General features: G+C 46.2%; 27 protein-coding genes. 14 read left to right on the forward strand and 13 right to left on the reverse strand.

The window, feature by feature from the left end; all coding sequences use genetic code 11:
- Positions 1–981: 981 nt before the first annotated feature.
- Positions 982–2,202 (forward strand): molybdopterin-dependent oxidoreductase, encoded by a 1,221-nt coding sequence (locus Q0389_RS03550; RefSeq protein WP_298691690.1) that lies wholly within the window; start codon positions 982–984, stop codon positions 2,200–2,202.
- 10 nt (positions 2,203–2,212) lie between these two features.
- Positions 2,213–2,533: a sulfite:cytochrome C oxidoreductase subunit B gene (locus tag Q0389_RS03555; protein ID WP_298691692.1), complete on the forward strand. Its 321-nt coding sequence runs from the start codon at positions 2,213–2,215 to the stop codon at positions 2,531–2,533.
- Positions 2,534–2,546: 13 nt separating this feature from the next.
- On the opposite strand, the gene Q0389_RS03560 is transcribed toward Q0389_RS03555, so the two are convergent.
- Positions 2,547–3,320, reverse strand: a complete 774-nt coding sequence (locus tag Q0389_RS03560) for a DNA-processing protein DprA (RefSeq protein WP_298691694.1) — start codon at positions 3,318–3,320, stop codon at positions 2,547–2,549.
- A 167-nt stretch (positions 3,321–3,487) separates the two neighbouring features.
- On the opposite strand from Q0389_RS03560, the gene Q0389_RS03565 reads away from it, so the two are divergent.
- The 10 genes from Q0389_RS03565 to Q0389_RS03610 all read left to right on the forward strand — a co-directional run bounded on the left by Q0389_RS03565 (position 3,488) and on the right by Q0389_RS03610 (position 13,188).
- Complete coding sequence (locus Q0389_RS03565) at positions 3,488–3,907, forward strand: MotA/TolQ/ExbB proton channel family protein (RefSeq protein ID WP_298691696.1); 420 nt, start codon at positions 3,488–3,490, stop codon at positions 3,905–3,907.
- Positions 3,900–4,280 (forward strand): biopolymer transporter ExbD, encoded by a 381-nt coding sequence (locus Q0389_RS03570; protein ID WP_298691698.1) that lies wholly within the window; start codon positions 3,900–3,902, stop codon positions 4,278–4,280. The genes Q0389_RS03565 and Q0389_RS03570 overlap by 8 nt, the downstream gene beginning before the upstream one ends.
- Positions 4,281–4,985 (forward strand): TonB family protein, encoded by a 705-nt coding sequence (locus Q0389_RS03575; RefSeq protein WP_298691700.1) that lies wholly within the window; start codon positions 4,281–4,283, stop codon positions 4,983–4,985.
- A 2-nt stretch (positions 4,986–4,987) separates the two neighbouring features.
- Positions 4,988–5,467 carry a sigma-70 family RNA polymerase sigma factor gene (locus Q0389_RS03580; protein ID WP_298691702.1) on the forward strand — a complete coding sequence of 160 codons (480 nt, stop codon included), beginning with the start codon at positions 4,988–4,990 and terminating at the stop codon, positions 5,465–5,467.
- Positions 5,467–6,414, forward strand: coding sequence for a FecR family protein (locus tag Q0389_RS03585; RefSeq protein WP_298691704.1), 948 nt, complete (start codon positions 5,467–5,469; stop codon positions 6,412–6,414). Before Q0389_RS03580 ends, Q0389_RS03585 begins: the two co-directional genes overlap by 1 nt.
- A gap of 319 nt (positions 6,415–6,733) precedes the next feature.
- Positions 6,734–9,115: a TonB-dependent receptor gene (locus Q0389_RS03590; RefSeq protein WP_298691706.1), complete on the forward strand. Its 2,382-nt coding sequence runs from the start codon at positions 6,734–6,736 to the stop codon at positions 9,113–9,115.
- A 267-nt stretch (positions 9,116–9,382) separates the two neighbouring features.
- Positions 9,383–10,243, forward strand: a complete 861-nt coding sequence (locus tag Q0389_RS03595; RefSeq protein ID WP_298691708.1) for an ABC transporter substrate-binding protein — start codon at positions 9,383–9,385, stop codon at positions 10,241–10,243.
- Positions 10,244–10,252: 9 nt separating this feature from the next.
- Positions 10,253–11,278: a hypothetical protein gene (locus tag Q0389_RS03600; RefSeq protein WP_298691710.1), complete on the forward strand. Its 1,026-nt coding sequence runs from the start codon at positions 10,253–10,255 to the stop codon at positions 11,276–11,278.
- Positions 11,279–11,393: 115 nt separating this feature from the next.
- Entirely contained in the window at positions 11,394–12,431 is a 1,038-nt protein-coding gene (locus Q0389_RS03605; protein ID WP_298691711.1) for an iron ABC transporter permease, read from the forward strand.
- Positions 12,424–13,188 (forward strand): ABC transporter ATP-binding protein, encoded by a 765-nt coding sequence (locus tag Q0389_RS03610; RefSeq protein ID WP_298691714.1) that lies wholly within the window; start codon positions 12,424–12,426, stop codon positions 13,186–13,188. Before Q0389_RS03605 ends, Q0389_RS03610 begins: the two co-directional genes overlap by 8 nt.
- Before the next feature lie 7 nt (positions 13,189–13,195).
- Here the strand turns inward: Q0389_RS03610 and Q0389_RS03615 are convergent, their stop codons facing one another.
- The 3 genes from Q0389_RS03615 to ilvC all read right to left on the reverse strand — a co-directional run bounded on the left by Q0389_RS03615 (position 13,196) and on the right by ilvC (position 15,953).
- The gene (locus Q0389_RS03615) at positions 13,196–13,708 is read right to left on the reverse strand and encodes a hypothetical protein (protein ID WP_298691716.1); all 513 of its coding nucleotides are present in this window, start codon (positions 13,706–13,708) and stop codon (positions 13,196–13,198) included.
- 134 nt (positions 13,709–13,842) lie between these two features.
- On the reverse strand, positions 13,843–14,835 hold the full coding sequence (locus Q0389_RS03620; RefSeq protein WP_298691718.1) for a divergent polysaccharide deacetylase family protein: 993 nt from the start codon (positions 14,833–14,835) through the stop codon (positions 13,843–13,845).
- Positions 14,836–14,930: 95 nt separating this feature from the next.
- Complete coding sequence (gene ilvC / locus Q0389_RS03625) at positions 14,931–15,953, reverse strand: ketol-acid reductoisomerase (protein WP_298691720.1); 1,023 nt, start codon at positions 15,951–15,953, stop codon at positions 14,931–14,933.
- Between the two features lie 133 nt (positions 15,954–16,086).
- Between ilvC and Q0389_RS03630 the strand changes: the two genes are divergently transcribed.
- Entirely contained in the window at positions 16,087–16,758 is a 672-nt protein-coding gene (locus Q0389_RS03630) for a hypothetical protein (RefSeq protein ID WP_298691722.1), read from the forward strand.
- Here the strand turns inward: Q0389_RS03630 and ruvX are convergent.
- The 7 genes from ruvX to rpmH are packed head-to-tail and all read right to left on the reverse strand — an operon-like array spanning position 16,745 to position 21,653.
- Positions 16,745–17,137: a Holliday junction resolvase RuvX gene (gene ruvX, locus Q0389_RS03635; RefSeq protein WP_298691856.1), complete on the reverse strand. Its 393-nt coding sequence runs from the start codon at positions 17,135–17,137 to the stop codon at positions 16,745–16,747. The two genes, Q0389_RS03630 and ruvX, sit on opposite strands and share 14 nt — an antisense overlap.
- The gene (mnmE, locus tag Q0389_RS03640; protein ID WP_298691858.1) at positions 17,137–18,486 is read right to left on the reverse strand and encodes a tRNA uridine-5-carboxymethylaminomethyl(34) synthesis GTPase MnmE; all 1,350 of its coding nucleotides are present in this window, start codon (positions 18,484–18,486) and stop codon (positions 17,137–17,139) included. Before mnmE ends, ruvX begins: the two co-directional genes overlap by 1 nt.
- Positions 18,480–19,265: a Jag N-terminal domain-containing protein gene (locus Q0389_RS03645; RefSeq protein ID WP_298691724.1), complete on the reverse strand. Its 786-nt coding sequence runs from the start codon at positions 19,263–19,265 to the stop codon at positions 18,480–18,482. Before Q0389_RS03645 ends, mnmE begins: the two co-directional genes overlap by 7 nt.
- On the reverse strand, positions 19,252–20,859 hold the full coding sequence (gene yidC, locus Q0389_RS03650) for a membrane protein insertase YidC (protein WP_298691726.1): 1,608 nt from the start codon (positions 20,857–20,859) through the stop codon (positions 19,252–19,254). The genes Q0389_RS03645 and yidC overlap by 14 nt, the downstream gene beginning before the upstream one ends.
- The gene (gene yidD, locus Q0389_RS03655; RefSeq protein ID WP_298691728.1) at positions 20,853–21,185 is read right to left on the reverse strand and encodes a membrane protein insertion efficiency factor YidD; all 333 of its coding nucleotides are present in this window, start codon (positions 21,183–21,185) and stop codon (positions 20,853–20,855) included. The genes yidC and yidD overlap by 7 nt, the downstream gene beginning before the upstream one ends.
- The gene (gene rnpA / locus Q0389_RS03660) at positions 21,163–21,507 is read right to left on the reverse strand and encodes a ribonuclease P protein component (RefSeq protein ID WP_298691730.1); all 345 of its coding nucleotides are present in this window, start codon (positions 21,505–21,507) and stop codon (positions 21,163–21,165) included. The genes yidD and rnpA overlap by 23 nt, the downstream gene beginning before the upstream one ends.
- 11 nt (positions 21,508–21,518) lie before the next feature.
- Complete coding sequence (rpmH, locus tag Q0389_RS03665) at positions 21,519–21,653, reverse strand: 50S ribosomal protein L34 (RefSeq protein WP_013459438.1); 135 nt, start codon at positions 21,651–21,653, stop codon at positions 21,519–21,521.
- Positions 21,654–21,793: 140 nt separating this feature from the next.
- On the opposite strand from rpmH, the gene Q0389_RS03670 reads away from it, so the two are divergent.
- Entirely contained in the window at positions 21,794–22,318 is a 525-nt protein-coding gene (locus Q0389_RS03670; RefSeq protein ID WP_298691732.1) for a hypothetical protein, read from the forward strand.
- On the opposite strand, the gene Q0389_RS03675 is transcribed toward Q0389_RS03670, so the two are convergent.
- Positions 22,315–22,671, reverse strand: coding sequence for a hypothetical protein (locus Q0389_RS03675; RefSeq protein WP_298691734.1), 357 nt, complete (start codon positions 22,669–22,671; stop codon positions 22,315–22,317). The genes Q0389_RS03670 and Q0389_RS03675 overlap by 4 nt on opposite strands.
- Before the next feature lie 8 nt (positions 22,672–22,679).
- Entirely contained in the window at positions 22,680–25,259 is a 2,580-nt protein-coding gene (locus Q0389_RS03680; RefSeq protein WP_298691736.1) for an AAA family ATPase, read from the reverse strand.
- Between the last annotated feature and the right edge of the window lies 1 nt (position 25,260).

The raw sequence follows: 25,260 nt of genomic DNA on the forward strand, positions 1-25,260 counted from the left end.
CGAGATAAAGGAATGTGACTGGAGTTCAGACGTGTGCTCTTCCGATCTTGATGCTATAGAAACCTTTCTACCTGAAAAATGCGGCATTATTTTTAACGATACCAAAGTGATCAAAGCACGTCTTTACGGCCATAAGAGCAGCGGAGGTGCGATCGAGTTGCTCATTAACAGGGCTCTTGACGCCTACACTATTAATGTATATATCAAAGGACGTGTCAAAACAGATACGATCCTCCATTTCGCCGAACATATCCATGCCCGCGTCATCACTCTGCATGATGACGGATCGAGGGATGTCCGTTTTTTTCATCTCGACACTCCGATCCGATTTGAAGAGCTGCTCCCCATCCTCGATACCATCGGCCATATTCCCCTCCCCCCTTATCTCGGACGTGAAGACGATGCGGAAGACGAAAGGGAATATCAAAGCGTTTTCGCTCGGCACGAAGGGGCAGTCGCCGCTCCCACCGCTTCGCTGCACTTCACCGACGAACTTTTTGATGCCGTGTGTGCAGCCCATCCGCATGCCTTCGTCACCTTGCATGTCGGATCAGGTACTTTCAAGCCGGTAGAAGCGGCCGTCATTACCGATCATCCGATGCATTCGGAATATTTTGCCATTAGCGACGCGGCATATGAACTGATCCGCAACGATATCCCCCTTCTCTGCATCGGAACCACTTCGACCCGAACTATCGAATATTACGTGCGCAGCAACCAGCGCAGCGGAGAAGCTAACCTTTTCTTACATCCTCATAATCCGCCCCTTCGCGTCAACCATCTTCTCACTAATTTTCACCTTCCTCAATCGACGCTATTAATGCTGGTAGCATCGTTTGTAGGGCTGGAAGAGACCCACCGTATTTACAACGAAGCAATCGTTCAAAAATACCGCTTTTTTTCGTATGGAGATGCTCTTCTTATACTCTAAATTACTCCCAATTATGATAAAATAGTGATATTCCTTCAAAAGGCATTGTAATGGATCACATAAACCGCAGACAATTTCTGAGTGCCGGTTTGCTTCTCGGCGCTTCTACCCTGGTGGGAAAAGAGACTTCTCCCAAAATCGTAACCGAAACAAAAGAATTCGTTCCTCCTGTTATCGCTTTTCCTGAGAAAAAACCGCTGAAAGTCATTTCAGACCGTCCTCCGTTATTGGAGTCTCCGCGTGACATCTTCACCCAGCCGATCACTCCGAACGATCAATTTTTCGTCCGCTGGCATATGCCGGATATCCCGACCTACATCGATTTGAACGAATTTCGTCTGCAGGTGCAAGGTTCCGTCGAACAACCCCTTTCACTCAGCGTCGATGATCTCAAAAGCAAATTCGAGCCGGTAGAGATCACCTCCGTCCTCCAATGCGGCGGAAACAGCCGCAAGTATTATGCTTCCAGCGGTCAGGCAACCCACGGTGTCCAATGGGGACACGGAGCGATGGGATGTGCCGTATGGAAAGGGGCACGCCTCAAAGATATTCTAAATATGGCCGGCGTCAAAGGTGACGCGCGCTATGTCGGTGTCAACGGTCTCGAAAAACCGGCCGTAGACGCAACTCCGAAATTTTTCCGCGAAATGGAGATCGATGAAGCACTTAGCGGCGAGCTGATCGTCGCCTATGAGATGAACGGCGAAGATCTACCGTACCTTAACGGCTTCCCGCTCCGTCTCGTCATTCCTGGCCACTTCTCGGATAGCTGGGTCAAAATGCTCTCCGAAATCACCGTTATGGATCAATACCGCAAAAGTTTCTTCATGGACGTCGCCTACACCGTTCCGGATAACGACTGCGAATGCGTCATTTCAGGAAGCGATTTCGAATATAAACGCAAACCGATCGCCCAGATGAAAGTCAAATCGGTTATCGGTTATCCGACGCCGGGTACCGTGATCAAAAAAGGCTCCCGTGTTCGTGTCACCGGGATGGCGTTCGATCAGGGAAAAGGGATCAAAGAAGTTATGATCTCTACCGACGGCGGTAAAAGCTGGAGTACAACGGCACTCCAAAAAGATTTAGGCAAATACGCTTATCGCCAATGGGTCTACCAATGGGAACCGAAAGCCAAAGGGGAATATACCATCATGGTCCGTGCGATCAACCGCATCGGAAATATTCAACCTATGGCGGATGAGATCGGCTGGAATGCCGGAGGATACCAATACAATGCCGTTGATATCGTCAACGTGAAAATCGTCTAAGGGGCCAACCATGAAAAAAACACTTTTGATAAGCGCCCTTTTACTCGGCTCATCGGCACTCTTCGCACAGGTTAGCAAACCGATCGAAATGCCGTATTACGATTATCCGATGGAAAAAGGAGATCACGACGAAGTGGCGCAGCAGTACTGCCTGATCTGTCACTCATTCGGATACATTTTGAACCAAGGGAAAAAGAGCCGTCCATACTGGACCGGAACCGTCGCTAAAATGGTCAATGAATTTAAAGCGCCTATCCCGAAAGAGGATCAGCAAATTATCATCAATTATCTCGTAAAACACTACGGATATGAGAGTACCGGGCAACACTAAGCCCGGTTTCGCCTCACGTCAATACGACTCTGCCGTTTTGAACTTCGATCACTCCGTTTAGTTCAGCCTCAAAAATCTTTTCACCGTATTTTTGCACCGCATCTTCATAGACCGGACGCATCGCGCAAAAACGTAAAAACGGATCACTGACGTCGATTGCCGATCGAACTTTGCCGAATCTTCCGACAAACATACTGATATCATAAATCGCTTCGGCTTTTCCTTCGGCCAATAGTCGGTTCGTCCCCTCGCTCTCACCGATATGATGAGGGAGTACATATATTTTTTTCCCCATCTCCAACGCATACTCGACACTGCGCATGCTCCCGCTCTCCTCATCCGCCTGAGTTACGATGAGCACCTCTCCCAGAGCCACGACCAATTCGTTTCGGACGACAAAACTCCAGTTTGTCGCTGCAAACCCGGCTTCAAACTGGCTGAGAGTCAGACCCTCGGCCTCGATACTTCCCAATAACGACTTATTGACTGCGGGATAGTGTAGGTCTATACCGCAGGGCAATACGGCGATTGTATTAGCGCTTCCGGCACCCCGATGAGCAATCGCATCAACCCCCATCGCTCCGCCGCTGACAATACAGGTACCTACGCGCGAGAGTTCGTGTGCAATGGCATGTGTCATCTGCTGAGTGTACTGATACGGTTTACGGCTGCCGATGATCGATACTTTCCGGCGATATAACAAATCGGTATTTCCTTTATAAAACAAAAAATCCGGTTTTTTTTTCATCGCTTCCAATTCGGAAATCGCAAAATCGATACTGTTCATGATACCCGTCTCATTTTGTTTTTTTTGAGTTTACCATACGTGTGAGAATCCAAATAAATTATGACATAGTGCTATATTTTACACTATTGCCTATTTTTAAATCAGTTCAGCAATTGACATTCGTTATATCTTTTCATATACTACGTAAATTTTTGAAGGATTCTGTAATGGGTGAAACAAGACTGTTGGTCGATATCGGTGTCGTAGCCGTTTTAGGCATAATGAGCGTTATTGCGCTCAGTATTATCTTTGAACGCTATTTTTCGATTCGCCGTACCGAAGTAACGGACTTTAGTTCTCTCGATCAGCTCGAAAATTCGCTGACCGAATATCTCCATTTGCTCGCAAGTATCGGTTCCAATGCCCCCTATGTCGGTATGCTCGGTACGGTATTGGGGATTATGGCAACGTTTCACGAGATGGGAGCAAATGGTACCAATGCCAACGGTGTAATGGAAGCGCTCAGCTCGGCACTCTTTGCGACGGCATTAGGACTAGCCGTCGCAATACCGACGATTTTCATCTACAACCTTCTGCTACGCAGCGTCAAAAATAAAGTCGTCGAATGGAAAACGATCCATGAATGAAAAAGAGATCGGCTACATCAATGCCGTCCCTCTTGTGGACGTGATGCTAGTCTTGTTGACCATTGCCCTCACTACGGCCACCTTTGTAAAAGAGGGGGCATTGTCTGTCGATCTCCCCTCAGCGAAAGCTCAAACCCGAGAAGCCCCGAAGGTGATCCGTCTGACAATCACAAAAGATCATACCTATTACATCAACGACAAAGAGATCGCACAAAAGGATATATCAGCGCAGCTGACACAGTTTAGTCGTGAAGATTTATGCGAAATCTATGCCGATAAAACGGTGATGGTCGAAGACTTGACCGATATGATGAGTCTATTAAACGAATCAGGATTTACCAAAGTCGTCATTAAAACCAAAACCGCTGTATAAATGAAAAAATCATTCTTAGGGTCATTGCTGGTTCATCTCCTCCTCGTACTTGGTGCGATCGGATTAATCCACAAACCCTATGATGTCGAAACCGTCACGATCCCGCTTACTATGCCGATGGCTTTTGAAACAGCCACGCTAAGCGATCCGACCCCTGAGTCGATTCAAAAGCCCGCAGCTAGACCCAAAGAGATCCATACTCCACATCCGATTGCCGCACATACCGTACATACTGCTCCATCGGCACAGCCTCAAACGCATACTGAAAATATCGTTCAAACCCAAACTGCCCCATCGGCTCTCTCCGAAGCCATATCTGAACCAGCTACATCCGCACCCGTACAACCTGAATCTGATACACTGTCTCAAGCACATTCACCGACTGTACCCGCGGCATCCACACCGATCGATCCCAATCTAAAAGCAAATTTTGAGATCATTCGTAAAAAGACCTTTGAGCGTCTTTACTATCCGCAGGATGCACAAAATGCTCTCAAGGAAGGGACAGCAACCGTAATCTATAAACTCTCTGAAGCAGGCGTGGTGGAATCTATTGTACTTGAACATAGCACCGGCTATCCTGACCTCGATGAAATCGTACTAAAAGCGGCACATGCGCTTCAAGGTGAACAGCTTCGCTCTGTCGAAAAGCGGATTAATATCCGGCTATCGATTGAATTTACGGTAACGAATAAGGCGGCATAAAGATGTTTGAGCACTATTACAATGAACTCATCGCCTACTTTTCTAAAACACTGAAAGACCGCGACCGCGCCCACGATGCGGTGCACGAATGTTATAGCCGTGTATTGGCGAATGTCCCGGGTTATCCTCCCATCCAAGAACCCAGAGCGTTTTTGTATCAGACGGTACGCAATATCCTTGTTGATGAGCACCGTAAAAATGTCCGATATATCAACGTCAATATCGACGATGTCGTCTTAACGTCGCACGAGTCGGAACAGCCGCTGGAGGTGATCGCATCGGATGAACGGATGAGAAAACTCCAATGCGCGATCGATACCCTTCCGCCCAAATGTAAAGAGGCGTTTATCCTCTTTAAATTCGAGGGGATGCCACAGGCTCAAATCGCCGAAGCGATGGGGATATCCCGTAAAATGGTCGAAAAACATATTATGAATGCGATGAAAGTGTGCAAAAAATGTCTGAAAGAGATCGAAGAATAATGGCACGCGAAGAGTTAAACCCTATGTATGATGAATTAGAAGATATCGCAATCCAGTGGTTTTTGCGTTCGCAAGAGCCGATGACTCCAGGGGAGAGAGAAGAGATGCAAGCATGGCTATCCCATCCGGAACATCTCTCGGTGTATGAGGAGGTAAAATCGACATGGGATGCACTCGATACCATCGCGCCGAAACCCAAATCCTCCGCCAATGTAACGTTGATGTCCCGACGCGCCTTTTTATATACCGCAGCTTCTGCCATTGCCGCTTTGGGGAGCTACGGGCTGTATGAGCGCTATACCTCTACCCCGGTATTCACCCGTACCTTTATCAGCCGACCGGGTGAAATGGTAGAGGGCAAACTCCCCGATGGCACCCGTATCGCGCTCGACACCGATACGAAACTTGAAGTGATCTATTACACCCATAAACGTGAAACACGATTGATATACGGTCAGGTGATGTTTAAAGTCGCGTCTAATGCACACAAACCTTTTACCGTAGATGCCGAAAGCACCCGTATTACGGTAGTCGGTACCCGTTTTTCAGTCCGTAATATCGACGGTGATGTTAAAGTCGCGGTACAAGAGGGGCATGTTCGGGTGCAAACCGATGGGAATCCGCAAATACATAATCTTTTCCTATCCGATGGAGTGATTATTCAGGCTATTACCAACAACATTAAATCGATCCACGTCCAACCTAAAAATGTCGGGGCATGGCAATACGGACGAATATCCTTCGAGAACGCTTCCATGGAAGAAGCGATTAGAGAGTTCGAACGCTATGGAGAAAAGCGGCTTATCGCGTCTCCTGAAACCTCCCATATACGGATCACCGGAAATTTTGACATCACCGGAAGCGACAGTTTTGTAAAAACACTTCCGAAAGTTGTCCCGATCCGATATGAACAGCAAGGAGAACATATCTGCATCGTACCGCGATGATATATTGAGGATAATCCGATTCAGGGAGCATAGTAGCTTGTGCGTAAATACCTCCGGACCCAACCACCTAATGAAAACTTCTCTGCAAGTGTTGTTGTAGAGAAGCAATTTATCTATAAAACCACGCCATATTTCACAAAAAATCAAATTCTTTTACGAATTTTTCAAACACAGGTAGGGATTTCGAATACTCAAACGTCTTCTATTTAACGGGTTTATTTTGATGCTGTACTTTGATGTAAGTCCTTTCGTATAAACGCCTATCCATCGTTATGTCTATTATGATATATCGTAGAAGAAAAAATGTAGGAGCTTGAGAATGAAAAAGAGAATGATACCGTTGGCATTGAGTGCGATTATCGCTCTAAGTGCCCAAAGTTATGCGAAAAGCGTCGAACTTGACATCGCTTCGCAACCACTATCCTCAGCATTGTCCAAACTTGCTGAACAAAGCGGGATGTCGTTATTGGTCTCGCAGGATGTTGTAGCGGGTAAAACGGCACCTGCACTCAAAGGAGCTATGGAGCCATCTGCTGCGTTGGCAAAACTGCTCGCAGGGACTGATCTCGAAGCGAGTACCAAAGACGGTACGATCACTGTGCGTAAAGCAGAGGGAGCATCAGAGCAATCATTAGAAAAGATTACACTAGCTGGGACACAAGAGGCTGTTGTAAAACCAAAAGAAGGCTCGGCTGAAGCTGGATATAAAGTTGATACGGTTAAAAATGTAGGACCGTGGGGCGAGAAGAAATTGCTTGATACTCCCTACTCCATTAATGTCATCAGCAGTGACTTAGTATCAAATATCAATACCTATGATGCCTCTGAATTATTTAGAGTAACTCCATCTGTACAAATACTCTCTCCAAAATCTTCCGGTGCGACTGATATTGAACTGCGTGGTTTCAGACAATACCCCGTAAACGGCAATCAAGCTTTAGATGGAAATCGGAACTATGATTTAGCAATGGCCCTCGAAGATAAAGAACGCGTCGAGATCCTTACGGGCTCATCAGGTTTTATTTACGGAGTCGCAAATCCTGGAGGGACAGTCAATTATGTCCTAAAACGTCCAACGATTACACCGTATCATGAGTTAACGGTAGGTAATTATGGAGGAGATCAATATTATGCCCATATGGATATCAGTGCACCGATCGATCAGGACGGTAAATTCGCATATCGATTAAACGCTGTAGTACAAAACGGTGATACAGAACTAACCAATCAAAGCATTGAGAGAAATCTAATAAGTGGAGCTTTTGACTGGCATATAACAGATCGTCTTCTATTACAGCTAGATGCCGCTCATAGTTATTATAAAGTAAATGCGCCGACACTCAGTTTCAGTTATGCATCCAACGTCGACATTGCAAATATTTCAAGTAATACTGCAAATGCTGCTCCCGAATGGGCATTTGACAAAATGGTAACGGATGAAGGCGGTGCACGGATTCAATGGAAAATCAATGATACGTTTTCTCTAAGATCATCCTATACATATGCGAAACATGAACGCGAAAACATATTTATGGGGGCGAATATCATCAATAGTGCGGGTGACTATACAATTTCCTATTGTGGTACAAATGCCCCTTTTTACAACTACAATAAAACTTTCTATACTTATTTAGATTCAAGCTTTGAAACAGCCGGTATCAAGCATAAAACAAATATCGGTATATCGACCGATTGGATTTCGTGGTACAGCGCTCCGGATGGTGGATCGTATCCCGGATTGTCAGGAACATATAATTTAAATGAAGTCAATAATGCCGCCAAGCCCTCATTCGGTGTTTATAATACTTTGCCGTTGCGTAAATACATGGATACAAAAAACGTGAAGTTGAGTATAGGCGACGAAATCATATTCAACCAGCAGTTTAGCGCTCTTGTAGGCTTAGCAAAAAATAAAATCGATTCATCTTCAATTTGGAATGCGGTAGATTATGAAAAAACAAAAATTGTCCCAAACCTATCGTTGGTCTATAAACCTATTTCGTATATCAGCACCTACGCTACCTACATTCAAGGCCTTGAAGAAGGGGACGTCGTCGGTACTTTAGACTGGGGACACGGGGGTCAGACAATCACAAATCAAAATACTACCATGAAACCTAAAATCAGTGAAGAATATGAAGTAGGTGTTAAATCCGAAATAGGCGGTATGTTGTTGAGCGCCGCTCTCTTCCAAATTGAAAAATCGAACCAATATGCGAAAGATAATGGTGACGGTACATCCACCTATGTAGATGACGGATTGCAAACCCACAAAGGGATTGAAATCACCGCAACCGGAAAAGCGATGCAAAACCTCACATTGATGGGAGGGTACAGCTATATCGATGCAACATTAAAAAAACAAGAAGACAACACTGCTTTAGAAGGGAAAACTCCGACCAATATTCCGAATCAAATGTTTAAATTGTATGCCGAGTATGAGATACCGGAAATCGTCGGATTGACCTTAACAGGTGGAGTCTATTACATAGGCGAACAATATGCAGACGATTTAAACCAATATAAATTGAACGATTACGTCACAGAAGACATAGGCCTGAGATACACTACATCTTTCTACAGCAATAAAGCAACGTTCAAAATGATGGTAAAAAATCTGACAGATGAAAAATATTGGCTCAACAGTCAAATTGTCGGTTCACCTAGAACCGTTGCATTCTCTGCCGGTTTACAATTCTAGCTACAAAGCGGTCTTAGCAGACCGCTTTATGATAACTAAAAAATATATGGGTTTTGAATGAGTATTGAACGATTCGTTTTCGGAATAGTTGTAGGTTGTTTGCTATGTGTACTAAGCTATGCATTTAATCCTCCAAAACTAGTTACAGTATCAGAAATAGACTCAACCGATAAACAAGCTTCGAGTGTTATGCTCTTTATCCCTTTACTTTGGCACTATTTGAGTGTAGATGAAACCGATACGCATATAACCGCAATAGCCAGATATATGAAAGAAGAAGCGAATACGACTCTTTTAAGCAAACTCTATCCCCGCATTATTACCAAAAATGAAGCTCTTACCAGCGTTGGTGCCGTTCCGTTAGGTGTGGAGCAAATCTTATTTTTGCATCCTAGTCGCATCCTATCATGGGAACATTTTTCATCTAAACTCAAAGCGATCAATTATCAAGGATTAGTAACTATCACTACGAAAGAATATGAAAACAAATCCGAACTTTTTGATATTCTCGGAAAAATAACTGATAAAGAATCAAGAGTTCAATGGTTGCTCCAACGTGAGCAAAAGCAGATTCATATGATCGAACAGCATATTCCGCACGATACTTCTTATACGTCTATTATCGTTTTAGGTAATTTACGCAACTTTTCTATGTGGAATGCCAAGGCAATCGATTTCAATGACAATCTCAAACGGATTCACGGAGTCAATCTTGCTGAGACGATGAAAGCCTCCAACGCTTCCATCAATGTCGAAACCCTGATTCACTATAATCCGGATGTTCTCTTCCTTCCCTCGTATACAGATGATTTGATAACTCCGCATGATATCTATTCCGATCCGAAACTCATCTCCATAAATGCTGTCAAGAATCATCGTGTTTATCTCATCCCGAGTGGAGCATCGAGGATGGAGGGCCCGATTGAGACTCCTATATTGCTTGAATGGATGGCAGTACTGCTGCATCCGGAGTTATCCTCTTCTTTTCACCTCCGAGAAACCGTACGGACAACATATAACGATGTTTACGGATATAACCTCTCTCAGAAAGAAATCGACAAACTACTGCATCTTAAAGAAAACATGCAATCCGCCCATTACGATATCTTTCAAAATCACACTCGATAAAGGAAACACATGCCACGCCGATTTAATACAACTGGAATTTATATAAATTCGGGACTCGCATCTTGTGCCTACCACTGCCGCTATTGTCAGCTCGTCCATATCAAACCGACGACATTCGGAATGAATAGATTTGTAGGGGTAGTTGAAAAGTTCCTTGACTATAAAGATAGCCATAAATTAATCGAATTTGATATCAGTTTTTGGAACGGCTATTCATACGATTGCAGCCTTTGCGATTTTCAAAAAGAGCTAGATCTACATAAGAAGATCGGTGACTGGGAGCTTAAAATCCTCCTTCTCGGAGGGATACCGCATATGTCCGATAGCGTTCTTGAAAAATGGTTTTCGGACAGAAAAGCGATCGGGAGCGAATTTGCCTCTGCATCGTATTTTGGATACGGAGAGATGCATGATTACTGGAACAATATGAAAGGGAATTTTGACTTTCTGATCAATGCCCAAAAAGTTGCCGTCAAAGCGGGTCTCTATAATGAACAGCGCCTTTTTTTGACGAATTCGACCCTTCCGATCATGGAACAGCTGCTCGACAAACTTGATACCGAAATTCCGGATGTCAGAAAACGGGAGGGGTATCCTCTCTTTTATAGTGGTTTGGCACGCCGATATGAAAACGAAAGAGTAACGATGGAAATCCTCGATGCCCAATCCGAACGGGTACAGGCAATCTATCGAGGCGATAAGGCAAACTGGAAAAGTGAACGCGATTGGATCGAATTTTCCCGTACTGCCGGACCGAAGTATGAAAGCGGCTCCGTTACTCTCACCTTGACCGATCAAAACATCGATCAGATTGAGGCAATGAGTTGTGAAGAGATATTGGAAAACTTGACTAAACGAACACAAGATGCTTATAACAGCGTACCCAGCCGCGATGAGTTAGCAGACAAATACTCCGATCCCGATAATAACAAAATCTATATGTTTTTATGGGACATGGAATGTTTGTGGATGGATCGCTATCTCAAAGAGAACCCGACATCGTTTGAAAGAGCATTAACCCATTTCGGAAGATAATGAAACATTCAGGGAGCATAGGGGCTTTATGCATTGGTACCTCAGGTTTCATTTCATTCCTTAAGTTAAGCTTCTCCGTACTACTCCACGGAGAAGCGTTTTAAAAAGGAGACTTATGAGTCACACAAAAACAACTGAAATATTAAACGCACTGATAATGCCGATACTGCTGTTGATTATGCTGGCGTTAATGGTATTTTCCCTGACTATCGGGCGCTATCCGATACCTGCCGCAGAGGTGATCCGCATCGTGCTGAGTACCCCTCCGGGAAGTATCCACTCTTCCGCCGATTCTCCGTGGGTAATCGTCGAGATCGTCCGACTGCCGCGAATACTGCTCGTCGTGCTGTGCGGTATGGGGCTGGCTCTCGCTGGTGCCGCAATGCAGGGGGTATTTCGTAATCCTCTCGTAGGTCCCGAAGTCGTCGGTGTAAGTGCGGGAGCAACGTTCGGTGGAATTTTAGCCATTATGATCGGATGGTCGGCATGGGGGATTGTCTCATCAGCATTCGTATTTGGGACGGCGGCACTTGTCACAGCATTTTTGTTGGCCAAATTATCAGGTCGCGCGAGTATTCTGGGGATTGTTCTCTCCGGTGTGATTATCTCGGCATTTTTCGGTGCACTCTCAGGAGTGATGCATTATATGGCCGATCCCGAAACGAAACTTCCCGCCATGGTCTACTGGCTGATGGGAAGCTTCGCCGAAGCGACATATGAAAAAGTCTCAGTCGTTTCCCTCATCACTCTTATCGCCGGAGGAATATTAATTTCACTGCGATGGAGACTTAATCTCCTCTCCCTCGGAGAAAGCGATGCAGCTTCATTGGGGGTGAACGTCGAAATACTCCGTTGGGGAGTCGTGGCACTAGTGTCATTGATTGTCGCAGCACAAGTCTCAGTGAGCGGCGGTGTGGGATGGGTTGGGCTGGTGATCCCCCATTTCGCCCGTATGATCGTGGGAGCCGATCATACGAGACTCCTTCCCGTATCGGCATTGATAGGGGGAATTTATCTCTTGTTGGTAGATGACCTCTCCCGTTCGCTTATGCCCCAAGAGATTCCTATCGGATTACTCACCGCATTGATCGGTACGCCGATCTTCGCCGTCGTCTTTTGGAAAATGTCGGGGAAGGGCTGGAGTAATGATTAATGCAATCGACGTAAAGAATATGGGATTTGCCTATAAGAAAGAGCAATGGATTTTTCGCGATCTGAACTTCTCGATAGCTCCGGGAAGTGTCTTTGCAATTTTAGGCCCCAACGGTAAGGGGAAGACGACGTTGCTCAAAAGTATCCTGGGGCTTCTCTCCCCGCAGGAAGGGAGCGTTATTCTTAGAGGACAAAGTGCTTTCGTTCCCCAACTTTTCTCGGTCACCTTTGCCTACAGTGTACTGGATATGGTGGTTATGGGAAGAGCCAAGCAGATCGGTCTGTTCTCTCAACCTTCCAAAGCCGATTACGGCTCGGCATACGAAGCACTTAAACGGTTCGGGCTCGAGGAGTTGGCAGAACGTCCTTTTAGCGATCTGTCTGGAGGACAACGTCAACTCGTCATCATCGCCCGTGCTTTGGTCGCTGAAGCGCAGATATTAATCCTCGATGAACCCACCTCGGCACTGGATCTGAAAAATCAAGATCTTATCTTACAATGGATCCATCGCCTCTCCAAAGAGGAAGGGCTCACAATCCTTTTTACAACCCACCATCCGCATCATGCACTCTCCGTCGCAGATCATGCCTTGCTGATGTTTAAACATGACGACTATACGTTCGGAACAATCGGTGAAACACTTTGTGAAGAAAATCTGATGAGGCTGTACGGTATTGCGATCAAACATTTAAGTTTCGAGCACGACGGAAAAGCCGCTCATACTCTCACACCCGTCTTTATGAAACAGAGAAAATAAGAGGGTGCTATGCCGCAAATACTAGTTTGTTGTTATACGACTCCGGCACGGCCGAAACAGCAGACTCTTTTTGCAGCATAATCGCAAAGATTCTCGCCGCATCCGTTCGGTTCGCCGTTGCAATGGCCTCGATGGAAATTTCCGTACTGACAACCAAAATCCCCTCGCGATTCAATTTCATTCGCGCGGCAGGACAATCCAAACCCAAAAAGCGGCAAAATTCGCTCAGACTTTTCGAATGAAGTGCATTCGGCAAGAGTTGGGAACTGCACGCGCTACTCACTTCTCCACTCGTGGCCAGCGTAACGAGCTGCTCCGAAAGTTTTTTAAGTTTTTGGCGCATCATATAGACGTGAATCGGCAAAATACTCAAAAACAATCCTCCCGCCGTCATATGATACGCCATTAAATCGACCGGATACCATTGCAGCCATTGCATCGCAACTGTAAAGAGGATCGTCAACACACTCCCCATCATCAACGAAATCGTAACCGCTTTAAGAAGAACGCGACTTTTCATAAGAAACCCTTTGCGATAAATTTCATTATATCTTTTTTGATATAATGATGCTACGAAAGTGTTTATGCATAAATCGTTCATACTTTTTTACGACATATTCAATTTAGGAAGCCCCACTCCGGAATGAGGGGATATCAGATTTGTTCAATCCCTACGAGTTCGACTTCGTTAAGTAGGGCCTTGGATTCTTTGAGTGCTTGAATCGTATCGGGACGCGGATGTCCGATCGCGATGGCGCTGCCGTGCTTTTTAGCTTTTTCTACCGCTTCTGCGATCTGTTTTTTGACATTTTCCACACCGTCTTGATGATCTAAAAAGACATCCCGCCCAATATAAGTGACACCTTGTTCGCGTGAGACTTCGGGTACTTTGGTTTGTGCCGTCGTTCGGCTGTCGACGAACTGAATCCCCTCTTTTTTCATTACATGGATCAGTTTTTCCATCGCCTCGGTGTCGGAGGTGAATTTGGAACCCGTATGATTATTCATGTATCGGACGTTAGGATAGAGACGCTTGAGCGCTTCGATCCTTTTCGTAATCGATTCTTCCGAATCGTCTACTCTGAGAGTAGAAGGTTCCTCGGCATCATAATCGAGCGCTTCCATCGGCAGATGAACCATGTATTTTGCTTCTTGCTGTGCTAATAATGCCGAATCGGGATGACGCGGACTCGGAGGCAAGAACGACATCACCAACGGCAACCCCGTCGATTTGATCACCCGCACGTCGCGCGGGTACGATACGTCATCGATGATAATCACCAACTTCGGCGTCGTCCCATCACTGCGCAAAGGTCGGCTAGGACTCGGCGGCGGAAGCGCATGCTGATCTTTCGGGGCATATTCGTGCTGCGGTTTCAGACTCTCACCCCCCTCTTGATCCAATAGCTCTTTGAGGCGGATTTTGAGTTTACGTATCTCTTCATCCTGCGTGCGGCTTGTATGGACGATCGAAGTGTAGTTCTCATCGATAGAGGCGATCTGCTGTATCTGATCGACGAGCTGTTTGGTTTGTGCCCGCTCGGCAGCCAAATCCTCTTCGGCTTGGTTAAATCCGACAAAATACCCAATTAATACGGAAGAGAGAATTACGATTGCACCGAGCAATCCTCGGATAAGCCATTTCATTAATGATGATTGTCGGGAAGAAAACCGTTTGTTCACGAGAAGAAGAACCCACTTTCACAGGGGATTTCAGAGCCGAAGGCCCTGAACAAAGAGAATTAGTTTTTGCTTTGGTCGACGATTTTGTTTGCTTTGATCCATGGCATCATAGCACGGAGACGTTCACCCGTAACTTCTACCGGATGTGCCGCAAGGTTTTTACGCTCAGCGTTCATGCGCGGATAACCCGCTTGCCCTTCAAGTACGAAATCTTTTGCGAATTGACCGTTTTGGATCTCTTTAAGAACTTGTTTCATCGCTTTTTTAGACTCTTCGTTGATAACGCGCGGTCCGGAAACCATATCGCCGTACTCAGCAGTATTAGAGATCGAATAACGCATATCTTTGATACCGCCTTCGAAAATCAAGTCAACGATCAATTTCATTTCATGAAGACACTCGAAATATGCCATCTCTTCCGGATAACCCGCTTCGGTCAACGTTTCGAAACCGGCTTGGATCAATGCAGAAACACCGCCGCAAAGAACTGCTTGTTCTCCGAAAAGGTCGGTTTCAGTTTCGTCTTTAAACGTTGTTTCGATGATTCCGGTGCGCCCTCCGCCGATAGCCGATGCGTATGAAAGAGCAAGCTCTTTTGTGTTTCCGCTCGGATCCGCTTCGATAGCGATCAAATCAGGAATCCCTCCACCTTTAACAAATTCTGAACGAACCGTATGTCCCGGTGCTTTAGGAGCAACCATCATAACGTTGATGTTTGCCGCCGGTTTGATGCGTCCGTAATGGATGCTGAAACCGTGACCGAATGCGATCGTCGCACCCGCTTTGAGGTTAGGAGCGATTTCATTTTTGTAAATTTCCGCTTGGTTTTCATCCGGAAGAAGGATCATAACGACATCCGCATAAGCAGACGCATCGGCTACCGTCATAACTTTGAACCCTTTTGCTTCCGCTTTTGCCCATGAGCTTCCCTCTTTGCGAAGACCGATAACGACTTCGACACCGCTGTCGCGAAGGTTTTCCGCGTGTGCGTGACCTTGTGATCCAAAACCGATCATTGCGACGATTTTGCTTTTGATGAGAGCTGTATTACAATCTTTATCGTAGTAGACGTTCAATGCCATAAAGGTATCCTTAGAGTAAGCGTTCGAAATGCTTAAAATTTCGCGGATTATACCCCATTTTTGCATAAACTAAAATTAGCGGACACTTATATCGTCTGCCTAAATAGATGCCTAAGGATTTTGGTACGATCGCATGCTACAATTCACCCAAAAACCGGGAACACCTATGAAAAAAATGAACCTTTTTAAAGAGATCATCGTTGCCGATAAAGCAGACTTTATCCGCGCTGCAAACTCTGCAAAAACATTTGCGATCACATACGATGGGCAAATCGTTTACGAGCCGTTCCCCTCCGACTTGATCTCGATTTATGAGGGTTTGGTTCCACCGCTTTCTCCTCTTGCTACGACGCTTTCACGCCCGATTGCCACTATGCTCGGGGACAGCTATCGTGTCGTGGAAGACGACGAACGGCTCCTAATTAAAGCGTCAGGTGCATGGCAGAACATTATTCAGTGGAATCGTAAACGTGCTTTATACGATGACACTTCCGGAGACGGGATCGCTGAGTTTTCTGACAGAACACTTGAAAATACCGGTTGGCATGCGACTGAATTTTCGATCGGTTACCGCGACATCGTCGAACAGTTTGAAAGAGAGTGTGCGGGGATTTTGCTTTGTATCGAGCAAGAAGAGCCCTATCAATTCAGCGGGCTCGGCTTCGTGTTTGATATCGATCACGCACGTCGCCTCGGATATGACTATTGTGCCTCATTAATCAAAGAAAAAATTGCGAATGATGAAGAGTTTGCCACCCTGAGCGATGACGAGCAAGAAGCGGCGGAATATTTCAAAGCGTTGTAAGATAGCGTTCCAAAATAATTTTCGCCGAAAGTGAATCGATCCGTCCGTCACGTTTGTAGCGAATTTCCCCCTTCATTAGCTCTTCGGCTTCTTGGGAACTGTGGGATTCATCCTGATACACGATCTCTCCGTCAAACTTTACCAAATTCATAAAATGCTCAACTCTGCGACGCATCTCATCTTCGGTCGTACTCCCCATCGGAATGCCGATGACCACTGTCGTCGCTTCGTATTCATCCAACACTTTTTTGACATCGTTAGCCGCCTGATTACGATTTTTTCGCTCGATAGCATTCAATGGCGTAACCAGGCCATTGCCATAGCTCAGCGCTAATCCAATCCGTTTGAGTCCCAAATCAATGGCAATAACGGCACCCATCATTTCCCCAGACAAAATTGTCCGAACATCCGGTCGAACATCTCATCGAGCTCGTAAGGACGGCTGATCGAAGAGATAGCGCGTATCGCTGCATTGATATGAAACGAAAAGAACTCCAGTTCTCCGCTGTGCAATGGTTCATAAGCCTCTTCAATAGCGCTTACCGCCGCTTGAGTCGCACCGATCTGACGCTGGGAAATCAGCATCATTTCATCGCTTTCGTTATCGTGATCCATCAGATGGACCAGGGCATCGATCAGTATCTGGGTATCGTGTTTACAGCTTAGCGGAATCGGTGCATACGGAGAAATCAATTCCGATTCGAATACTTCAGCCAAATCGGCTTTGTTGAGGACTGCAATAAACGGTTTGTCGCTTTGGTAGCGCTCGATCAGCTCGACAATGGAACGGTCTTCGTCATCGGCTTTGCGGCTTTGGTCAAAGAGCGCAATTACTACATCGGCATTTTCGATCGCCGCTATAGAGCGCTCTATCCCGATACGTTCGATCTCGTCGGAAGCGTTACGTATTCCTGCTGTGTCGACCAGCCGGATCAAATGGGTTCCCAACCGTACCTGTTCCTCGATCGTATCGCGGGTCGTTCCTGCGATGTCGCTGACGATTGCCCGCTCATAATCAAGTAAAGCATTGAGAAGCGAGCTCTTTCCGACATTGGGCTTACCGATAATAGCAACCCGATATCCCTGCATCAATCCGCTGCGTCTGCGACTCGATTCCAGCGTTCTAGAAAGGGTGGCTTTTATGTTTGCCAGTTTCACGCCAATCTGGTCCACGACGTCTGCGGGCAAATCTTCCTCGGCATAATCGATCACCACTTCCGAATAAGCGAGAATTTCGAGAAGAGAATCGCGGATATCTTCAATATACCCGCGCAATTCACCTTTCATCTGACGTGCCAGAATCCGCGCGGCATCGTCGCTTTTCGCCTCGATCAACGCCGCAATCGCCTCGGCCTGCGTCAGGTCCATCCGACCGTTTAAGAAAGCCCGTTTGCTGAATTCTCCCGGCTCGGCGAGTCTCGCACCGGCTTTGAGCAGAGTTTGCAACACCCCCTCCGCGACCATAAATCCGCCGTGACACTGAAATTCGACCACCTCTTCGCCGGTGAAACTGCGCGGGGCCTGAAAATAGATAACCAGCGCTTCATCGATCAGTATTCCCTCATGATCATGAAGGGATGTCAGTGTCGCATATCGGGGTTCGAGGGAAGGTTTTCGGGTAACTGAGAGGGCGATTTCTAGCGCTTGGGGACCGCTGAGACGTACAATCGATACGGAGCCTACGCCGTTTGCGGTGGCGATGGCGGCAATAGTCTCATTCATTAATATTCGTGGTAACTGTTGATAACGATAAATTTACCGCCGTCACGGGTGGAGCGGATAGCAACATAACGATCCGGATAACGGTCACGAAGCTGTTTCAAGGCGATCTGCACCAATACGCCATCGAGGACTTTCGTCTGTGCGCGCCCTTCTCTGTCGATATTTTCACAAACGCCGATCAGATAACGGGAAATGGATTCTTCCTGATTTTTCAAAAATTCGGCGATTTCCAATCTCAGCTGCATCCCGTAAACAGCATTGATCCAGTTGAAGAGCATATACGAAAGCGCTTTATACCGATACCCTTCCTTACCGATCATCAAGGCGGCATCCGGACCCGTAAATTCGATCAAGAGCGTGTTTTCATCGTATACGCTTACTTCTACGGCATTGATATCGAAACATATGTCTTTAAACAGATGGTTGATCTGTTCACGCACTTCATCGGCACACTCATCGGCAGAGATTTCATAAAATTCTTCATCCCCGATCTCTTCGACGAAATCATCGGCCTGCTCATAAAACTCATCTCCTAAAACCAGCTCTTCCATTTCGATCTGAGTAGTTTTGGGTGATTCGTCGATACTCGGTGTAATATCGGAAGAGACGGAAGAGGCATGTTGAGGAAGATTAGCGATAATAATCGCCGATTTTTTAAAAAGTCCCAGAACCCCTTTGGAAGGGAACTGCATAATTTCGACTTGTAACATCGTGACGGAACATCCGAACTCTGCCGCCGCCTGCGCGTACGCAAGCTCTAAGGTAGGAGCTTCAATCTTTTTCATGATGCTTTTCCGCAAGATGGGCTTCATGACGTGCCGCACGTGCCGCCTCGAATTGTTTGTTGACCAGATATTGCTGTCCGATCGAGAACAAGTTGTTCACAAACCAGTACAACACCAACCCTGCCGGGAAAGTGAAGAAGAAGAAGGTAAAAATAATCGGCAGGAATTTAAAGATTTTTTCCTGCAACGGATCGGTAAAATTGCTCGGTGTAATTTTTTGCTGATAGTACATTGTCGCACCCATCAAAATCGGAAGGATGAAGTATGGGTCCATACGGGACAAATCGGTAACCCATAACATCCAAGGAGCTCCCTGCAACTCAACCGCATTGAGCAATACGCGGTAAATCGCAAAGAAAACCGGGATTTGCAGGATCAACGGCAAACACCCTCCGAGCGGATTCGCCCCGTGTTTTTTATACATCTCCATGACCGCCGCATTCATGCGTGCCGGATCACCTTTATATTTTTCCTGAACTTCTTTGATACGTGGAGCGATCTCTTTGATTTTTTGCATTGAAACCATCCCTTTGTAGGTCAAAGGGTAGAGGAGAATACGGATTAAAATCGTAAGAGCGATAATCGACCATCCCCAGTTTCCGAAAATTCCGTGCAGCCACATCAAAACTTTAAAAATCGGAGCCGCTACAAACGTGAACCAGCCGTACTCAATCGCATGTGGCAATACCGGATCGATCGCAGCAAGCGCTTTATGGTCTTTTGGTCCGATGTAACCGTTAAATGTAAAGTTTTGCGTCCCTTCCAAATAAATCAAAGGGTTATTTTTAACATCACGTTCCACCGTAATCTGTGTCGCCGGGTCAAATCCGTACATCATCGTCGCGTAATACTGATCGAATGCAGAAATCAGATGAACGTCAGTGAATAAAGATCGTCCCTCGACATCCCCGTCTTTAAATATCGTCGTCAGGTTATCTCCTGAATAGACCATACCGCCGACAACCGTCATCATTTGTTCGATAATCTGAGGGTGTTGCCCCAAATAGAGCGAATAACGTTTTTCGTTAGAAAGAGAGATTTTAGCCTCATAATGGCCGTCCGCAAAAAACGTTACTGTTTTTACAACCGTCATTTCCGGAAGATTTTGCGTCAATGTCAACGTCGATTTTCCGTTTTCCCCTAAGACGATATTTGTCGTATTAGTCGTATACGGTGTTTTTGCGGCAGCGGCTTCCAATGCTTCGTCGGCAAAACGGATTTGAAGCGGTTTTGCACCGACGGCAGGAATCAATTCGGAGAGTTTTCCGTCTTTTCCGTTGTGCTTTTTGTCACTGAGGATAACCGATGCGATACGACCAAGCGTATCGATTTTGAGAGTAAACTCTTTTGCCGTAATCGTCGTCAAAGTATCGGTCGAAACCGTTTTAACATCTACCGGTGCACTCGATGCGCTTTGGATCGGTTCTGTTGAGGGTTTGGAAACGGATGCTTCTTTAGCCACTAGGGCTTTTGTAACATTAGTATCGTTATTGGAGGCTTTCGGAGGAAAAATAGTGGTATAACCTATAAAAAAGGCAAAAGATAAAGCAACGGCAACAAGAAGCCGCTGATTGGGAGTAAATTTTTCTAGCACTGTGACCCTTTAAACTTAAAATTTTTGATCAGAAAATAATTCTGTTGGTATGGAACGAACCAGTATTTTATCGTATTTATAGAGAGTTCTGAGGGTTTTATCGCCGGTTTACTGATGATTGGATAATCAATTCCACCGTCAAACAGCTGATTGCACCGCAAGATTCGTAAAAAAGTAGACATAAACGCACGGGGGAGAGTATTTCGTTCAAACTGCCATAGGGCATATTCGGAGCATGAAGGGTAATGGCGGCACGCGCCGCGTGTCACCAAGGAGAAAGAGTGCCGATAGAGCCAGAGGAGCTTAAGAAAGAAGATTCTTACCATCGTCCATTCCACTCATTGCACCTGTCCGTTTCAAAACATATTTGCAGTCGCGTCGCACAGTATCAAACGGAGCGTCAAACAACACCCTTTTGGCGACGAAAACGTACCATCCGTCCGGCACATTCGATGAGAATTCGGAAAAAACAGCTCTTAAGCGCCGTTTACACCGGTTTCTCACGATTGCATTTCCGACTTTTTTACTGGCCGTATATCCAACTCTTTTTTCTCCCGTTAAAGGGAGATAAAACAACGCAATCGAAGTGCTGTGAGCACTCTTTCCACGCTGATAAACACGTTGAAACTCACCATGGAGCTTCAACATCGAAAAGCTATTTAGACAGCCAATCGTTTTCTACCCTTAGCACGACGAGCGTTCAATACTCGGCGGCCGTTTTTTGTCGCCATACGTGCACGAAAACCATGAGTACGTTTACGTGGCGTATTATGCGGTTGGTATGTTCTTTTCATAGCCATTCCCTTTAGAAATTTTTAGCACGCAATAATAGACAAATCTTACTTAAAGAAGGGTTAAGCTTCACAAAAGCTTCCTAAACTTATTTCCCGATTGTCCGATATTACTACCATCTCATACTACGGAAGGTACCATAATGACATCTGCCACTTCACTCAATGCCTATCGTTCGCATGAACTGAGCATACAGATGCAAACGAGCAGCGGCGATACCCTTTCCCTCAATTTTCAAAATAAACAAGCGCTCTCGTATAATCAACAATCATCCGATAGTTCACAGGAACAATCTTTCTCCTATTCGTCGATGCAAGCGTTTTCGTTTGATATAGACAGTAACGGCATTTCCGAACAAGACCAAAAAGAGATCGATAATTTTATGAAAACGGCACAGCCGTATATCGATAATTTCATGAAAGAGTTGGCGGATCAGAACCAGACCTCACCGATCAATAAAGTCGCATCCGACGTCACTAAACTGATCGGAAACCTGAAAAACAGTGACGATCCGGTCAAAAATGCCGCCAAAAAAGGGATAACCGATGTATTTGACAAGGCTCTAAAAACGACCGAAAGCAGTCAAAAAATGATCGATGAAGCGCAAAAACTACTCCAAAAAATCATCGACGGATTTGACAAAACATTCGAACCTCTTTACGCCTAAGGGCGTAAAAAATCTCTCAGGATTGGCTGTACCGACTGGCCCTGCGGCAACGAATCGATAGAGAGAGAGGGTTTCAGTTTCATATGGCAATCACGGCATTCACGTATTACCGCATGTTCCGCAACCCGTACCCCTTCGATCTTCGCAACAGGATGACAGGCAAAACAGTCGCTTCCGCAATCGGCCATTTTTTCAGGATTCGCCGCATGGCATTTGATACAGGTGGTCATCGGTTTATGCCGTTTATCGGCATCGATATTTTTGAGCAATGCCGGATGGCAAGTCATACAGTCTCCCGTACACCCCCACATCGGCAAAGTCCATACACATACAAAAAAGAGTAAACGTTTCATAACTCGGATTATGCCACAGTTACGTTAATCTCGTCTCCTGAAGCATCAAAGGTGACCGATGAGCCCTCTTCAACCTCGCCGCCGAGAATCAAATCGGCCAGACGGTCTTCGACGATCTCGTACAATGCCCGTTTTAATGGACGCGCACCGTATACCGGGTCAAATCCCGCACTTGCGATGTAGCGTTTCGCTGCATCGGTGAGGGTAAGGGTAATATCTCTCTCTTCCACTTTGGCTGCGATATCGGCAAAGAACAGATCGACGATACTGAGGATTTGTGCTTCGCCCAACGGATTAAAGACGACGACATCGTCCAGACGGTTCAGAAATTCCGGTTTGAAATGGCGTTTCAGCTCATCGAGTACCATATCTTCCAATCCCGCATCTCCCTGATACGCCATAATCTTGTCGCTAGCGATGTTAGAGGTCAAAATGATAATGGTATTGGTGAAATCGACCACGACCCCTTTATTATCGGTCAGACGCCCGTCATCGAGTACCTGAAGGAGTACGTTGAAAACATCGGGATGCGCTTTTTCGACCTCATCGAACAAAATAACGCTATAGGGTTTGCGTCGTACCGCTTCGGTAAGCTGTCCCCCTTCATCAAATCCGACATACCCCGGAGGTGCCCCCACGAGACGTGACACCGCATGTTTCTCCATGTACTCGGACATATCGATACGGATCATCGACTCACTGCTGTCGAAGAGGAATTTCGCCAGCGTTTTTGCCGTCTGCGTTTTTCCGACCCCGGTAGGACCGAGGAAGAGGAACGATCCGATCGGACGGCTTTTATCCGATAGACCCGCTTTATTACGTTTGATCGCCCGCGCTACGGCATGGGTTGCACGTTCCTGTCCGACGACTTCGCGGTTGAGTTCCTCTTCGATATGGAGGATTTTCTCTTTTTCGCTTTGGAGCATTTTGTTCACCGGAATCTTCGTCCATCGGCTGACGATCCCGGCGATAGAAGCTTCATCGACGCTGTTTTTCAACAATGTTCCCGATTGAAGCATCTCTTTCCATTTTTCTTGAAGCGCTTTTTCCTCTTCAAAGAGTTTCGGAATTTGGCCGTATTCGATCTCTGCCGCTTTGTTGAAATCGGCCGCTTGTTTTGCCGATTCCGCTTCACGCCGTTTGGCTTCGATCTCCCCTTTGATTTTAGCGACCCGTTCAAAAACCTCTTTTTCATGGGCAAACTGCGATTCGAGGCTTCTTTTCTCTTCTCCCGCATCGGCAAGTTCGCGTTCGATCTCTTCGAGACGTTTGGTGTTGGCGGTACTCTCTTCCATTTTGAGCGCTTCTTTTTCCACTTGGAGCTGTGTTAATTTACGCTTCACGCTCGCAAGAGCATTCGGTTCCGATTCGATCTGCATTTTCAGTTCGGCTGCCGCTTCATCGATCAAATCGATCGCTTTGTCCGGCAGAAAACGGTCGTTGATGTAACGATCGGAGAGTTTCGCCGCCGCCACCAGCGCCGAATCGGTGATCGTGACGTTATGGTGCGCTTCGAGACGCTCTTTTAATCCGCGAAGGATTTGAAGCGACTGGTTGACACTCGGTTCATCCACATTGACCGGTTGGAAACGGCGCTGCAACGCCGCATCTTTTTCGAAATATTTGCGATACTCTTTAAGCGTCGTCGCCCCGATCGTATGGAGCTCTCCGCGTGCCAGTGCCGGTTTGAGAATATTCGCAGCATCCATAGAACCTTCCGAAACACCCGCACCGACAATGGTGTGAATTTCATCGATAAAGAGGATGATATTCGCGCTTTTTTTCACTTCGTCGATAACCGCTTTAAGACGGTCTTCGAATTCACCGCGGTATTTGGCTCCGGCGATCAATGCACTCATATCCAATGCAATCACTTTTTTATTTTGGAGACTGAGCGGAACTTCTTTGTTGACGATCCGTTGAGCCAACCCTTCGACCAATGCCGTTTTACCGACACCGGGTTCTCCGAGGAGGATCGGATTGTTTTTGGTTTTACGGATCAGGATCTGCATCATCCGTCCGATCTCTTCATCCCGTCCGATGACCGGAGAGAGTTTCCCCTCGATCGCCTCTTTGGTCAAGTCGATTCCGTATTTGGAGAGCGATTCAAGATTCTCATCCGCCGTTTGCGATTCGATTTTTTGCCCCGCACGGGATGCTTCGAATGTTTTGGCCAATTCCCGTAAATCGACATATTTGCCTAAAATCGCTTTGTACGGGTCGTTTTGAAGATTGGCGATAATATAAGTATCGATCGCTAAAAATGAATCTCCGTTTTTGACCATTTCGCCTGAACCGTTTTCCAGGGATTGGGCAAACGCTCTGGAGAGGCGGATATTCTCTTTACTCACATGTGATGCGCTCGGCAGTTTTCCCGCCACACTTTTGACATCGAGTTCGATCGCGGTTTTATCGATGCTCATCTTATTAAGCATCTGATTTAGAGGCGAATTGCTGTTGGCCAACAACGCCCACAGAAAATGGATCGGTTCTACTTCGCTGTTTTTATTATGGAGGGCCAAAGAGATCGACGATTCGATCATCTCGGTCATTTGGTGGGTAAGTTTTTCAAAAATATTAGCTGACATA

It is taken from the genome of uncultured Sulfuricurvum sp. (genome assembly GCF_937936435.1).
In the GTDB taxonomy this organism is placed as follows: domain Bacteria; phylum Campylobacterota; class Campylobacteria; order Campylobacterales; family Sulfurimonadaceae; genus Sulfuricurvum.